Source organism: Polaribacter cellanae, from assembly GCF_017569185.1.
Classification (GTDB): domain Bacteria; phylum Bacteroidota; class Bacteroidia; order Flavobacteriales; family Flavobacteriaceae; genus Polaribacter; species Polaribacter cellanae.
Genome location: NZ_CP071869.1, coordinates 601,414 through 616,587, shown reverse-complemented (window position 1 = coordinate 616,587; position 15,174 = coordinate 601,414). Strand labels below are relative to the sequence as shown.

The 15,174-nt window shown below is 30.8% G+C and carries 13 protein-coding genes and 1 riboswitch; of the genes, 8 read left to right on the top strand and 5 right to left on the bottom strand.

Annotated elements, in window-relative coordinates:
* Positions 1–329: 329 nt before the first annotated feature.
* From J3359_RS02780 to J3359_RS02760, 5 genes are all read left to right on the top strand, one after another.
* The gene (locus tag J3359_RS02780; RefSeq protein ID WP_208079231.1) at positions 330–1,463 is read left to right on the top strand and encodes an ISAs1 family transposase; all 1,134 of its coding nucleotides are present in this window, start codon (positions 330–332) and stop codon (positions 1,461–1,463) included.
* A 62-nt stretch (positions 1,464–1,525) separates the two neighbouring features.
* Positions 1,526–2,278, top strand: coding sequence for a 7TM-DISM domain-containing protein (locus J3359_RS18490; RefSeq protein ID WP_367890384.1), 753 nt, complete (start codon positions 1,526–1,528; stop codon positions 2,276–2,278).
* Positions 2,196–2,444, top strand: a complete 249-nt coding sequence (locus tag J3359_RS18260) for a response regulator transcription factor (RefSeq protein ID WP_243765975.1) — start codon at positions 2,196–2,198, stop codon at positions 2,442–2,444. Before J3359_RS18490 ends, J3359_RS18260 begins: the two co-directional genes overlap by 83 nt.
* 192 nt (positions 2,445–2,636) lie before the next feature.
* On the top strand, positions 2,637–6,296 hold the full coding sequence (locus tag J3359_RS02765) for a DUF8693 domain-containing protein (protein ID WP_208079228.1): 3,660 nt from the start codon (positions 2,637–2,639) through the stop codon (positions 6,294–6,296).
* Positions 6,297–6,300: 4 nt separating this feature from the next.
* Positions 6,301–6,471 (top strand): hypothetical protein, encoded by a 171-nt coding sequence (locus J3359_RS02760; protein ID WP_208079227.1) that lies wholly within the window; start codon positions 6,301–6,303, stop codon positions 6,469–6,471.
* 258 nt (positions 6,472–6,729) lie between these two features.
* Here J3359_RS02760 and J3359_RS02755 read toward each other — a convergent pair whose 3' ends face one another.
* The 5 genes from J3359_RS02755 to J3359_RS02735 are packed head-to-tail and all read right to left on the bottom strand — an operon-like array spanning position 6,730 to position 10,667.
* Positions 6,730–7,842, bottom strand: coding sequence for an ABC transporter substrate-binding protein (locus tag J3359_RS02755; protein ID WP_208079226.1), 1,113 nt, complete (start codon positions 7,840–7,842; stop codon positions 6,730–6,732).
* Complete coding sequence (gene cobC, locus J3359_RS02750; protein ID WP_208079225.1) at positions 7,839–8,369, bottom strand: alpha-ribazole phosphatase; 531 nt, start codon at positions 8,367–8,369, stop codon at positions 7,839–7,841. Before cobC ends, J3359_RS02755 begins: the two co-directional genes overlap by 4 nt.
* Positions 8,351–9,121 (bottom strand): adenosylcobinamide-GDP ribazoletransferase, encoded by a 771-nt coding sequence (locus J3359_RS02745; protein WP_208079224.1) that lies wholly within the window; start codon positions 9,119–9,121, stop codon positions 8,351–8,353. Before J3359_RS02745 ends, cobC begins: the two co-directional genes overlap by 19 nt.
* Positions 9,122–9,124: 3 nt before the next feature.
* Positions 9,125–10,162, bottom strand: coding sequence for a nicotinate-nucleotide--dimethylbenzimidazole phosphoribosyltransferase (gene cobT / locus J3359_RS02740; protein WP_208079223.1), 1,038 nt, complete (start codon positions 10,160–10,162; stop codon positions 9,125–9,127).
* 1 nt (position 10,163) lies between these two features.
* Positions 10,164–10,667, bottom strand: a complete 504-nt coding sequence (locus J3359_RS02735; RefSeq protein ID WP_208079222.1) for a bifunctional adenosylcobinamide kinase/adenosylcobinamide-phosphate guanylyltransferase — start codon at positions 10,665–10,667, stop codon at positions 10,164–10,166.
* Positions 10,668–10,764: 97 nt separating this feature from the next.
* Between J3359_RS02735 and J3359_RS02730 the strand changes: the two genes are divergently transcribed.
* The 3 genes from J3359_RS02730 (at position 10,765) to J3359_RS02720 (ending at position 14,930) form a co-directional block, all read left to right on the top strand.
* On the top strand, positions 10,765–11,700 hold the full coding sequence (locus tag J3359_RS02730; RefSeq protein ID WP_208079221.1) for an ABC transporter substrate-binding protein: 936 nt from the start codon (positions 10,765–10,767) through the stop codon (positions 11,698–11,700).
* 13 nt (positions 11,701–11,713) lie between these two features.
* Positions 11,714–11,937, top strand: a riboswitch (cobalamin riboswitch).
* 30 nt (positions 11,938–11,967) lie between these two features.
* Complete coding sequence (locus tag J3359_RS02725) at positions 11,968–13,839, top strand: TonB-dependent receptor domain-containing protein (RefSeq protein ID WP_208079220.1); 1,872 nt, start codon at positions 11,968–11,970, stop codon at positions 13,837–13,839.
* 5 nt (positions 13,840–13,844) lie between these two features.
* Complete coding sequence (locus tag J3359_RS02720; protein ID WP_208079219.1) at positions 13,845–14,930, top strand: YncE family protein; 1,086 nt, start codon at positions 13,845–13,847, stop codon at positions 14,928–14,930.
* The last annotated feature ends 244 nt before the right edge of the window (positions 14,931–15,174 follow it).

The following is a 15,174-nucleotide window of genomic DNA, read 5'->3' as shown; positions in this document are numbered from 1 at the left end:
TTTTTTATTTTTTAAAATTATCAAAAAATGAAAGAATGTCCTTTTTGTGGGTCAAAAAAAAGAATAAGAATACCAAGAAAGTTTATTTATAAAATAATTTCTGGTTCCAAATCTTATAAATGTGAACATTGTTATCATAAATATACTTGGTTTCCTGTGGTAAATAAAATTGTAAAAATTAAATAGTATTACTGTAAGTTATCAAAAAAGGTTAATTTGTAATTGGGCAACAACTCTGAGTCAGGGCAAACGCTTTTAAATATTTTGTAATTAGCATTAAAGTTAGTACATTAGCATAGCATATGGTTTACGGTTTTCCATTAAAAAAAATGACGATAAGCGGCTCAGAAACATCCTCACAATCATTATTCACAGAGCATTTTAAAACTTTGGAAGAACCTAGAAGAACTACGAAAGGTAATTTTAAATACCCTTTAGATGAAATTTTATTTCTCACTATTTCATCTATTATTTCTGGTTGGTTTGAAGAATGGGAAGACATCACTTATTTTGGTGAAAATAATTTAACTTGGTTACAAAAATTTTATCCCTATCAAAATGGAATTCCTTCGCACGATGTACTCAATAGGCTGTTTAATAGGCTCAATACCAAAGAGTTTAATACTTGTTTTATGAAATGGGTTAATTCAATAGCAATAAAATCAGATAATAATGTAGTTGCTATAGATGGTAAAACAATAAGAGGAATGGCATCTAATTTTGGAGATTCTAAACTACATATTGTCTCCGCATTTTGTTCAAAAAATGGATTGAGTTTAGGTCAAGTAAAAGTTGGAGACAAAACTAATGAGATTACAGCAATACCAGAATTATTAGATTTAATCGCTATAAAAGGTTGCATTGTTACCATTGATGCAATGGGGTGTCAGAAAGAAATTGCAAAAAAAATAAAGGAACAAGAGGCAGATTATATTTTAATGGTAAAAGAAAATCAAGCAGAGTTGAAGGAGCAGGTAGAGAAGGTTTTTCGTATTCAAAAGCCCGAAACATCAAATGTAGAAGAAGATTTAGGTCACGGTAGAATAGAAAAAAGGACTTGTGAAGTTATCAAGAAACTTGATTTTTTAGATACCAAAGAGAATTGGAAAGGACTGCAGTGTATCATAAAAATAGCACCCGAAAGAACAATAAAGAGAACGGGGCTATATAGTTGTGAAACAAGATTTTATATTAGCTCTTTAGATCAAAATGCTCAATTAATAAACAATTCCATACGCAGTCATTGGACGATAGAAAATAATTTGCATTGGTCTTTAGATGTAATTATGAAAGAAGATGGACAACACAATTATATTGGAAATGCAGCTGAAAATATGAATATGATGAAAAAAATAGCATTAGGGATGCTTACAAATGAAAAAAGCATAAAATCTAGCAAGGCTAGAAAAATGAAAAAAGCCTTAATGAATAAGGACTATAGAGAATTAGTACTTAAAGTTTAAAAGCGTTTGCCCTGACTCTGAGTGTGTAATCTTTATGATATCTTTTAATACTAAATCTGGTCTTGTGGGCGATTTTTCAAAATAAAGAAAAACGAAATTTTTTATTCATAGGGTTTTACTATGGTTTAGCCTTTATAGTGGTGTTAATAAACCTGTTTTATTTTATCAATTTTAAAGAAACTACGTTTTTACATTATGCATTATTTTTATGTACCATTAGTTTTGGATTATTAATTAGCGATGGCATTTTACATTTTTACAGCTTGTCAAATGATTTAATTCATATTTTACAAGTTGTAGATCATTCTTTAGTAACTCTGTTTTCAGTATTATTTGCGTACAGTTATCTGCAAATTCAAATCCATTATCCAAAAATTAAGTGGGTGAGTAGTTTTTTTATTTTAGGAGTATTTGTATTTGGTATTTTATATATAATTACTAAAAATTTTCTTTTGTATACCATTATGGAAACTTTGGTGTTTATTACATTTATTTACTTGTGGGCTATTGGATTAAGTCTTATTAAAAAAAAAATATTTACCAAAATATTTGTGTTAGCATATTTTTTTATTTTAATTTTAGGAATCTTTTTTTACATTACAAAACTATTTGGATTGCCTAAAATAGCTGCTTCACAATTAAAATTAGGCGGTTTTATAGAAATGATTATCTTATCATTCGCAGTAATTTACAGGATGAAAATTTTACAAGAAGAAAACAGGTTAATGAGAAATGAAATTAGAGAACTCTCTAAAGAATTGCAAAAAAAACACTCATACAGAAGATATTATAAAAAATGCCAATTTAAGTTATAGAGAAGAAGAGGTTTTACAACTTTTGGTTGATAATAAAACCAATAAAGAAATTGCTGAAGCGCTTTTTATCTCTGTAAATACAGTTAAATACCATGTAAAAAATATTTACGACAAGCTAAACATAAAAAGTAGGCGAGAAGCACAAAATATAGCCATTTCTTTATAAAACACGTAGTTTTACCTATAAAAACTACCCATCAACTACCCTTTATTTTTCTTTATTTTAGTAAACGTTCTGTAATTTTGTAATTATTATTATTTTTAGTTCACAACTAAAGGATGTTTTATGAAAAAATATATATGTTTATCAATTTTATTTTTGTTTTGCATAAGTGTAAAATCACAAAACACACCTGTTATGCAAACGTTAACAGGGGCAACCACTTTAACCTGTCCGCAAGACAATACGCTAACCTTACAAAGTTCAGAAACCAATTTCAACTATTTTTTAAGAAATAATGCAGATAACACCATTGTAGATGGACCCATAGCAGGTACAGGTGGTGCACTTCAGTTTTCTACAGGCGTTATAACTACAGCAACCACCTACCACGTTTATGCAGAAAGCAATACCGACAATGCCTTACATTTTGATGGCGTAGATGATTATGTAGAAACTACGGACCCCATAATTCCAGCCTCTGGCGATTTTAGTGTTACCTTTTGGGTAAAAAGAAACACAAGCAGTTTTACCGATAACGAACATTTTTTTGCGCAAGGTACAGGAGCTGCTGCTACATTTTTAGGGATTTCAGGTAGTGGAGAAATACGTGCTGGAAACGATTGGCAACACACAGGAGTTACATTTCCAGCCGATACCAATTGGCACCATTTGGCATTGGTAAAAACAAAGCAAGCTGGTACCTCAAATTTTGATGTGTACTTGTACCTAGATGGTGCATTTGTAGCATCACAAACAGGTATGCCTTATAGCAATCCAGCACAAGTGCCATTTCGAATTGCAAGGCAGTACGAGCCGCATCAAGAATATGTAAACGGCCAAATAGACCAGCTAACGGTTTGGGATAAAAGACTCTCCGAAACAGAAGTCATACAAACACAAACCCAAGCTTATAGCGGAACAGAACCCCATTTAATCAGTTACTTTAATTTTAATGAAGGTTCGGGTACTACGCTTACTAATAGTGTTAGTGGTAGTACAAACCATGGCACACTTAAAAATATGGATGCTGCAAACTGGGTTGCAGGCAAAAGTGTTGTGGGTACTATGGTTAGCAACACCCAAACCATTACCTTTAATGACTTGGCAATGGTGTATGTAGATGCTTCAGCTACAGGAACAAATTGCGGAAACAGTTGGGCAAATGCATTTACCAACATACAAGACGCTATAAATAGAGTAGCTGCAGATGGCCAAGTTTTTATTGCCGAAGGCACCTATAAAGAAGGCGCAGAAATAAGGATTAACAAACCCCTAACCCTAACAGGGGGCTATCCCTCTGGCGGTGGCACACAAGATATTGCCAACAACCCCACTATTTTAGATGGTGATGATGCTCATAGAGTATTACATATTAATGCAGTAACTAAATTGCAAGGATTAACTGTGCAACAAGGAAAAGTTTACACTGATGACTATAATGGATCAAAAGGAGCTGGAATTTATACAATAACAGATTTAAACCTAGATGATGTTATTGTACAACGTAATATTTGTTCGGGTAAAATAAAAGCTAAAGGCGCTGGTATTTATACGGATGATGGAAATATTACCATAAAAAATTGTATTGTTTCATACAATTTGGCATATTCTTCGTCATATTCTACGGAAGGAGGAGGAGTTTATACTAGTCTTGGAAATATCACTGTAACAAATAGTTCTGTTTCAAATAATGCTGCTATTTCTAATAGTGATGATTGGGGTGTTTGTGATGGTGGGGGTATTTATTCGATAAGGGGTGATATCACTTTAATAAATAGTTTAGTTTCATACAATTTTGTTTCTTATCAAGGTTTTGACACTAGTAATCTTCTAGGAGGAGGGATTTATGGTAATCAAATAATATTACAAAACAGCATTCTATGGGATAATTCAAAAATTAATTCTGATGATATTTTTCCTAGTGAACTAGAATATACCACACTAACCGCCCACCACAGCCTTATAAAAGGGCAAAACCCCACAGGTACCCATAATATAGATGCCACAATTAGTGGTTTTTACCCCATGTTTGTGTATGATTTTAATGATTTATATTATTCTTCTAATTATAAAAAAGGAGGTAATTTTAGGCTACAAGCGGGCAGCCCGTTAATAAATGCGGGTTCAAACAGCTACACTAGCAGCACCACAGATTTAGATGGTAATACACGTATAAAAAACACAAATGTAGATATAGGCCCTTATGAGTATCAAAACCCTTTTACTGGTTGGACAGGTCATATAGACTCTTCTTGGGATAATACTAACAATTGGAATGGAGGATTGCCAACAACACTTACAGAAACCTATATTTACAATACAGCCAACCAACCTATTTTAGATATAGATGGGCAAGCCAAAGATTTAACTTTAGCCACTAACAGTAGTTTGGTAATAAACACAGGCAAAGGTTTAACTATTGGTAATAATTTAACCAATAACGGAACTGTTACAATTCATTCAAATGCTACTTCTAGTGGTTCTTTACAAGTAAAAGGAAACGCTACAGGAAACATCACCTATAACAGATATGTTACAGACAATTGGCATACTGTAGGTGCGCCTGTCATTGGGCAAAACATACAAGATGTGGTAGAAAACCACCAAGTCATCCAAAACGGAGACAATACCAAATATGCCATTGCACCCTATAACAATAATATACCTACTAAAAACTGGGAGTATGCCTTGGTAGCCAACATTGCTGCTACTGGAAATTTTGTAAATGGCAAAGGGTATAGCATGAAACGTGCTACTGCAGGTACCTACAGCTTTACAGGAACTATAGAAAACAACAACAAAACTGTTACACTTACAGATGGCTCTAAAAACAATTGGAATTTAATAGCCAACCCATACCCAAGTTTTTTAAAGTTTAACAATTTAGCAGATGCAAGTGCCAATGTATTGTTGCAAAATGCAGCACAATTAAATACCAATAATTTAGCCATTTACATTTGGGATACCACAACAAGTTCATACAAACCATATAATCACGCCAGTACCAACTTGCAATATATAGCACCAGGACAAGCCTTTTTTGTCAATGCTAAAGATGGTGGAGGAACGTTTACTTTCAATAAAAACCTACAAACTCACAATACAGGAAATGTATTTGCAAAAAGTTCAAGAAATTCAAATTTAATTTTTGAAATGAGTCTTAAGGCGTCATTTCAATCGCAGTCGAGAAACCTTACAAAATCAACAGAAATTAAATATTTAGAAAACACTACCAAAGGTTTAGATGTTGGTTATGATGCAGAAGTTTTTACTGGAGAAAATAATAGTTTTAGTGTTTATACCCATTTATTAGAAGATAACAACAACAAAGCCTTTGCTTTACAGTGTTTACCACCCAATAATTTTAAAGACCAAATAATTCCTATTGGAGTAAATGCAGCTGCCAATACAACAATTTCTTTTACAGTAGATGCTCAAAACACTCCTAAAGGAATTAATATATATTTAGAAGACAAGCAAGAAAATACGTTTACCAAACTAAGTAACAATGGAAATTATGAAATTACATTGTCTGCAGCACAAAGTGGAGTAGGGCGTTTTTATTTGCATACAACAAGTAAAGTTTTAAATTCTGATGAGTTCTCGACTGCAATTGAACAGACAAAAATATGGTTATCAGAAAATAGAATTCTAAAAATTGCCAATCTTTCATCAGAAAAAGCAACTATACAACTCTTTGATGTGTTAGGAAAAGAAGTGTTTACCAAGTTTCTTACTTCCGTTGGAAATGACAACGTAGAAGTACAGTTACCAAATAAATTAAAGCAAGCAGTGTATTTGGTAAGATTGCAAACAGACAGAAGGGTAAAAATAAAAAAAATAATAGTAAAGTAAGAAGATGAAGCAAGAAGTAAAAAACATTACCAGAAAAGAAGCTCTTAAAAAGATAGGTAAGTATGGTAAATATGCAGCCTTAACCTCTTTAGCTACTTATTTAATTTTAAACCCAAAAGCAGCGCAAGCTATGAGTGGTGCTGGACCAGGAGATGATTTAGGAGATGATTTTTAAAGAATAAAATTAATTAAGAATTGAAGCTTTGTTACTATTATTCTCCAAAAACTCCAGTGAAACCTAGCGTTTTTTTCAAATTTTAAAGATGCATAAAATAATTGTTTGTCCTTCTTGTAAATCTGAATCAAGAAAAAGAATACGAAGAAAGTTATTATATAAACTTTACTGGAGTTCTAAATCTTACAAATGTGAACATTGTTATCATAAATATACTTGGTTTCCTGTGGTAAATAAAATTGTAAAAATTAAATAGTATTACTGTAAGTTATCAAAAAAGGTTAATTTGTAATTGGGCAACAACTCTGGGTGTGTAATCTTTATGATATCTTTTAATACTAAATCTGGTCTTGTGGGCGATTTTTCAAAATAAATTAAGCCACCTGTTTTACCTTTCTGTATGGCATAAGTAAATACATTATCTTTCTTAAAAGCATTAAAAGCAACATAATTTGGGAACTTTTCTTGCACTTCTTTTTTAGTTTCTAGTAAACCACAACCAATCCAATAATCTGCTTCTAATCCCTTATCAATTACACTTTCGATGCTTAAAGACAAACTTCCAGAACCTTTAGAATCTTGCCATAAATAATTGGTATTTGCATCTTTAAAGTAAGTAGCAATAAAACTACCTCCAGCAGGCATATACCATACGTCTTTAAAAAGAGAACCAGAAATAATTGTGGGTTTTTTATTTGTTTGTAAAGCTAGTTTTTTTACAGCATTATAGTTTTTTTCAATCACATTAAAAATACTATCTGCTTGTTTTTCTTTATTAAACAATACACCAAAAAATTTAATCCATTCTGCTCTACCTAAAGGAGTTTCTTCTAGCCAGTCTCCGTTATACAACACAGGAATCTGGTTTTTAGCAATGGTTTTATAGGTTTTATTATTTCCATTTAAAGCAAAACCAACCACGAGTTCAGGAGCGAGTTCTAATAATTTTTCCGTGTTAATTTGTTGTTCGGTTCCTAACTCTACAATATTTCCTTTATCAATAAGTTCTCTTGTTTTTTCTGATGAAATAAATTTTGTTTGTGGAAAACCAGAAATGTATTTTTCTGCGCCAATTAATTCTAACATTGGAATGTGTGTAGTGCTTGTTACCACAACATTTGTAATGGGAACTTTTAACTGTAGATTTTTTAAATCTGTTTTATCGCTTAATGTATAAGTAAAATGTTTTTTAGCTTTTTTATAAGGTTTTTTAATAATCAATTTTTTCACATTTCCTTCTGTAATTATATCGAAACCAGTTGCATATTTTATAGTGCTTTTTGTAGTTTTTTCAATAACTTTTGTCGCCGATTTTTCTTTACAAGAAATAAATAAAATAACTGTAGCTAAAAGGATTAGGTTTTTTTTCATGGATAATTAATTTTTAAAACGTCTCCGTAATTTAATTTTAAATTAAAAGACTTTTCGAGAGGAATATTATTTATAAAAGAATGCAAACTTCTAATAACGCCTGCATGTGTAATAATTACTATTTTTTGATGTTTTTTCTTTATAATTTCTGATAGAAATTCTACAGTTCTTGCATGTAAATCGATAAAAGATTCTCCATTTGGAACCTTTACATTTACAAAATCTTGCATCCATGTATTTAAATCTTCTTTATTAATGTCGTTCCAATTTTGTACTTCCCAATCACCAAAATTTAATTCTTTCAAACGCTCATCAAAAATTACATTTTTAGAAATTTTATAGGCTAATTTTTTACATCTTAAAAGCGGACTACTATAAAAAACGATGTCTGAATTAGAAAAATCTTCTTTTTCGAGAATGATTTTTACTTCTTCAGAAAAAGAGGATGTAACATCTAAATCTGTTTGACCGTAACAAATTCCTTTTTGGATCTTTGGTGTGGTATGTCTTACAAAAATAACTTCCATATAACAGGTAAAGAAAGGTAAAATACTACTTCTGCCACTTGTTGTAAAGCACCAGCACAATCTCCAGTTTGTCCGCCAATCCATTTTTTAAAGAAATTCCCCAAATATAAATAGGTAATTAAAAGCGGAATAAGACTTAAAAACACCCAATAAGTATTAAAGAAAAATAAAGGAAAAACCCCGAAAAAACCAGAAATAATTAAGGATTTCGTTTCCATTTTTTGTGTGGTTGGCTTTACTTTAGAACTATCGATATCTCTTACATAAGTATGGGTGTAGAGTAGGATAGTGGCAATAAATCGGCTAATACTATGCCCAGAAATTAAGATTAAAACCATCATTAATTTTGAAGTCGCTAAATAATTAAGAGCCATAAATTTTAAAGAAAGTATAGAAATTAGCCCAATCACTCCAAAAGTTCCCAAACGAGAATCTTTCATAATTATTAAAATTTTTTCTTTGGTCCAACCGCCACCAAAACCATCGCAACTATCTGCAAAACCATCCTCGTGGAAAGCACCAGTTGTCCAAATGGAAGCAATCATTGCCAAAACCAAAGATATTTCTGTTGTAAAAACAAACGAAGCTAAAAAGTAAATTCCTGCGGAAATTGCACCCACCAAAATACCCACTAAAGAAAAATAGCGGCTACTTTTATTCAATATTTCTGGTGAATGATTTACCCATTTGGGGCAAGGAATTCTCGTAAAGAATAATACAGCTGTTAAAAAATAAAGGAGTTGTTTTTTCATCTTTTAAGCTTCAGAAACATTGGCACTTTTAAAAGTTGCCATTTCATTTAAAAAATTAACTGCAGAAGAAATAATAGGAAATGCAACTGCGACTCCAGTTCCTTCCCCTAAACGCAACCCTAAATTTAAAAGAGGTTTTACGTTTAAAAAATCTAACATTTTTTCATGCCCTTGTTCGCCAGAAGTATGGCAAAAAACACAGTAATCTAACACATTTTTATCAATTGCATGTGCTGCTAATAGCGCCGCTGTTACTATAAAGCCATCAATTAAGATCGTCATTTTTAAAGCTGCAGCTTCTAAAATAGCACCAGTAATCATTGCAATTTCGAATCCACCAAAAGTTGCAAGTGCTTCTATTGGAGAATTAATTGTTGGTTTGTGTTTATCAAATACATTTTTTAAAATGTTTGTTTTTTGTTGAAGGCCTTCGTCATGTAAACCAGTTCCTTTTCCAACACAGTTTTCAATTTGTATGTTTGTAAAATAACTCATTAAAAGTGATGCAGAAGAGGTGTTTCCAATTCCCATTTCTCCAAAACCAATGGTATTACAACCTTTTTTAAATGAAGAATTTACAATTTCTTTTCCTTTTTCAAGAGCTAAATCGCATTGTTCGATGGTCATTGCTTTTTCTGTGGAAAAATCTTTGGTTCCTTTCGCAATTTTAGCATCAATTAAGTTTTCTTCTTTTTCAAAATCTCCATTTACACCAGCATCAACAATATTCAAATGAATATTATTTTGCTTACAAAAAACGTTAATTGCAGCGCCTCCATTTAAAAAATTAAACACCATTTGCTGCGTAACTTCTTGAGGATATGAGCTTACAGGTTTTGATTTTACAATTCCATGGTCGCCAGCAAAAACAACAATACTGGGTTTTGTAATTTTAGGCGAAGTTGTATTTTGAATTTTACCAATTTGTAACGCAATAGTTTCTAACAAACCCAATGCACCCAATGGTTTTGTTTTAAAATCTATTTTATTTTGAAGTGCTTCTGTAAGTTTTTTGGATACAGATTCTATTTTAGAAATCATATTATTTTAATTTTAGAGGTAAGCCAGAAACCATAAAAGTGGCTTTTGTGGCTTTGTTTGCAATATATTGATTTACCCAACCTTGCAGTTCGGTAAATTTTCTTCCAATTTCTGTAGATGCATGAACTCCCATGCCAATTTCATTAGAAATAATGATAATGTTAGCTTTAATTTTATGGAGTTTATCTACTTCTTCTTTGGCTAATTTTAGAGATTCTTCCACATTATATTTTGTGTCTGTATAAAAATTTGTAAGCCATAAAGTAACACAATCTACAACTACAGTTGCACTTTCTGGAATTACAGTACTTATGTTTTTTTCTTCTTCGATGGTTTGCCAACGTTCGTCTCTATCAGAAACATGCCTGTCTACACGTTTTTGAAAATCATTATCCCAAATTCTGGAAGTTGCTAAATAAATAGGGGTTTCTGACAAATCTTCCGCAATTTTTTGTGCAAAATTACTTTTACCAGATCTTTCGCCACCAGAAATATAATATATCATAAATAATAAAAATTATTTCACAAAGATTGGAAACATTTATTAAAAAAGGAAAGAATATCTTAAAAGTATGTAAATTTGTATTCTAAAAAACAAAAAAATGACAGTTTCTTCTTTTATGCCAGCAGTAACCCAAATGATTTACGATATGGGGTTACAACAATATTTAAACGGAATTACTTTTGAATGCCCTGCAGTTGCTTTGGCAGAAAAAAAAGTTGCTGTTCGTTATAAATTAGAAGGTCAAGTTTTAACAAGTGAAGAAATAAATACTATTTTTTCTAAAACCAAAGCCGAAGGTGGCACTCTATATTATGTAGATGAACCTGTATTAGAAGAAATTGCGCCAGATATTATTTTTACACAAGATGTGTGTGATGTTTGCCAAATAGATACCGAATGCGTAGCAACTTCCGCATACAAATTACCCAAAATACCAAAACTGATTTCGATTACACCTAATTCTTTAGAAGACGTTTTTGAGAATGCAATTACTATTGCAGAAGCCATGGGAAAGAAAGAAGTTGGTTTGGCATATGTTGCAAAGCTAAAAGAGCGCGTTTATAAAATAGTAGATACACAAAGGGCGAAAAGAATTCAAGCTAAAAGTGTCATGTTGTTAGAGTGGATTAACCCTTTATTTAACTGTGGTCATTGGATTCCTCATCAAATTGGGTATGCAGGTGGTATCGATTTACTCTCGCATCCTTCTGGCGATAGTATTGTTATTCCTTGGGATAAAATTGTGAAATACGACCCAGAAATTTTAATTATCGCACCTTGTGGTTACGGAATTTCTAGAACTTTAGAGGATATGCAATTTTTGGAAGAAAAACCAGAATGGAAATCTTTAAGAGCGGTTAAAAACGAACAGGTTTTTATCGCAGATTTTGAAATGTTCACTCAATCTTCTGCAGGAACTTTAGTAAATGGAATAGAATGTTTGGCTAAAATAATTCATCCAGAGCATTTTAATATTTCTGAAGAATTACAACAAAAATTCACAAATTATAATCAATTATTAGTTTTAGAATAACTTAAAATAGAATACATTTGCAAAGAATTTAGGTTTTACTCTTTTTATGAGTAAATTAAAAGGGAATTTGGTGAAATACCAAAGCTGTTCCCGCAACTGTAAGTTTGTTTCAAAAAAAAATTTTGAAACCTCTTTTTAAAAGAGCTGTTATTAACTCTTTTACCACTGACATTTATGTTGGGAAGGTCTAAATAACAGAAAACAAGCCAGGAGACCTGCCTTTATTTTTAACAATTAAAAAACTTTCGGGATAAAAGTTAACTGTGTATGAAGAAAATTATATTTTTTATTCTCTTATTTGGTACTGCTTCTCATTTAACCGCTCAAAACGATTCATTAAGAACGATTTTAAAAGAGGTAATTGTTGTAGCAGATAAAACATTAAAGAAAAATTCTAAAGGTTATAAAATTATAACTTTAAAAGATTCTGTTTTGGTGAAAAATACAGAATCTTTTACTACACTTTTACGTTTTAACGCACCTATTTATTTACGAGAATATGGTGCAGGTGGTACAAGTTCTGCAAGTTTTAGAGGTACAAGTGCTTCTAATACTGCCGTTGTTTGGAACGGAATTAATATCAATTCTATCAATAACGGACAAACAGGTTTCAATTCATTAACAGTAAGTTTATTTGATGCTATAAACATTAGAAGTGGTGGTGGGAGTATAGAATATGGTTCTGGTGCTATTGGCGGTACCGTTCATTTAAATGATGAACTGTCCTTTAAAAATAAACAGACTATAGACAACCAATTTGTTTCTTCTTTTGGAAGTTATAATACTTCTAATAATTTATACAAATTTAATTTGTCAAGTCAAAAATTGGCTGTTAAATTAGGTATTTCTTATAATAAGTCAAATAATGATTATCCGCTATTAAAAACCGATTTTAGAAATTCCAATGGAGCTTATAAAAATATAAGTTTTAATGCGGGTTTGTCTTACAAACTATCTAATTTTTCTGAATTAAATTTTTATAGTACTTCTTATTTGGGAGACCGTTTATTTTCAGGAGAATTACCTAATCCAACTTCTGCCAACGAGAAATACAAAGATTTTAACAATAGAAACTTGTTGGTGTACAACCATCAAAAAGGAAGGTTTACGAACGAAGTTAAAATTGCTTTTCTAACACAAGAATATCATTATTACGGCGATAAAAATACAGATAAATTTAACTTCGGAAAATCGAACCGTTATTTGATAAATTATCAATTTGGGTATAAAATTCCAAAAATAAATGCAACAATTAACTCTTTTTCTGAATATGAATCTGTTTTTGGAAAAACGGATCAAATCAATACAAAAAATAGAAGACAATTCTCACAATCTGTCATTTACAATCAAAACATAAACAATTTTTTCTTTTTCGATACCAAAATAAGGAAAGACTTTAATTCAGATTTTGATGTACCTTTTAGTTATGCTATGGGAATTAAAGTAAATACGTTTAAAAACATTTCTTTTCGAGCAAATGGTTCTAAAAATTATAGAGTACCAACTTACAACGATTTATATTGGCCAGGCCAGGGTAATCCTAATTTAAAACCAGAAACTGCTTTGCAAAGTGAGTTTGGTGTTGTTTTTAATACCAAAAATTTGTCGATAGATATATCTGGGTTTTATATTTCCGCAAAAGATAAAATTGTTTGGACACCAAATGGCGACCCAAATAGACCAGGTATTTGGACACCAATTAACCTTTCTAAAACAATGAATAAAGGAATTGAGTTTACACTTTCATACCAAAAGAACTTTAATAAACATTTTGTAAATACAACAGTAAATTATAGTTATACAGATGCTAAAAATACTGAAACGAATAATTTTTTAACTTTTGTGCCAAAACATTTATTAAATGGAAGTTTAGGATATTCTTACAAAGGATTTAGTGCGTTTTATCAACAGTTATTTACAAGTAAAACGTTTACTACAGAAAGTAATTCTAATGATTTTATAATACCTAGTTTTTTTGTGAGTAATCTAGGAGCAGATTATATGGTTCTAAAAACTGAAAAACAACAAATATCTATTGGTTTAAAAGTGAATAACATATTTAATGAATTATACTTTACACAACCAAGAAGACCAATGCCAAACAGAAATTTTAACTTTAATATCAACTGTAAATTTTAATAAAAATGAAAATTAATAAATTACTATCAATACTAGCGCTAAGCGCAATTATTTTTACTTCTTGTAGTAAAGAAGATTCCCCTCTTTTACCAAAAGGAGATTATGAAAACGGTATTTTAATTAGCGGAGAAGGTTCTCCGTCAGCAGGAACAGGTTCTGTTTCTTATGTTTCTAACGATTTAACAACCACAGAAAATTTAATTTATAAAAAAGTAAATTCAGAAGAACTGAGTACTTTTTTACAGTCGATGGCTTTTGATGATAATAGAGCATTTATAATTGTAGATAATCAAAATACAATATCGGTTGTAAACAGGTATACTTTTAAAAAAGAAAGTGCAATTACTACTGGTTTAGAAGTTCCGAGATTTATGACAGTTGTAGGAAATAAAGGATATGTAACAAATTGGGGGTCGGGTTCTTTTAGTGATAATGTTTCTGATGATTTTATAAGTATTGTAAATTTAGAAACTTATGAAGTAGAGAGTAAAATTGATGTTGCTGTAGGACCAGAAAGAATTCTTGCACACGATGGAAAGTTATATGTTTCTCATAAGGGAGGTTTTGGAACGAATAATAAAATTTCTATTATTGATATTGCAACCTCTAAAGTCGTGAAGGAAATTACTGTTAATGACATACCTGATGAAATTTTTATTGATAATAATAATTTTTTAGTTGTATTATGTGAAGGAAAAGCTGCTTGGACAGGTAATGAGACTTTGGCTTCTATTACTAGAATAAACACAACTAATAATACTATTGAATCTAAAATTGAATTTGCTAATGGAATACATCCGTCGTTAATGGTGTTAGATAATACAACTGCCTACTATAGTGTTGGTAATTCAGTATATAAAATAAATATTTCAGATATTAAATTACCAACAACAGAATTTTTAACAATAAGTTTATTTACAACAGGTGGTTTTGCATCTTTTTATGGAATGGCGGTTAAGGATGATAAATTTTATGCTTTAAATACTAGGTTTTCTGACATTAGTGAATTGCAAGTATTTAATTTATCAGATAAAAAACAAATTAAAACAGTTGAAGCTCCAATTGGTGCTTCAAAAATATACTTTAATTAAAAAATAGAAAATTTAAAATTGAATTTAAAATTCAATTTTATTGTTGGGGAAATAGAGTGAAAAAGAAAAGTAAGTGTTTAGTTTTAAATGGGTCAACGACAATTTGTGGGGAGAAAATAAAAATGAAAAAAAATAATGTTGATTTTAGGCTTGTTGAACTGGAAATAACTCGATTTTATGAGAGTTATTCTATTTCAACAATGCCACGTTTATAGAGGAGTACGAGAATATTTTTTAAAAATTT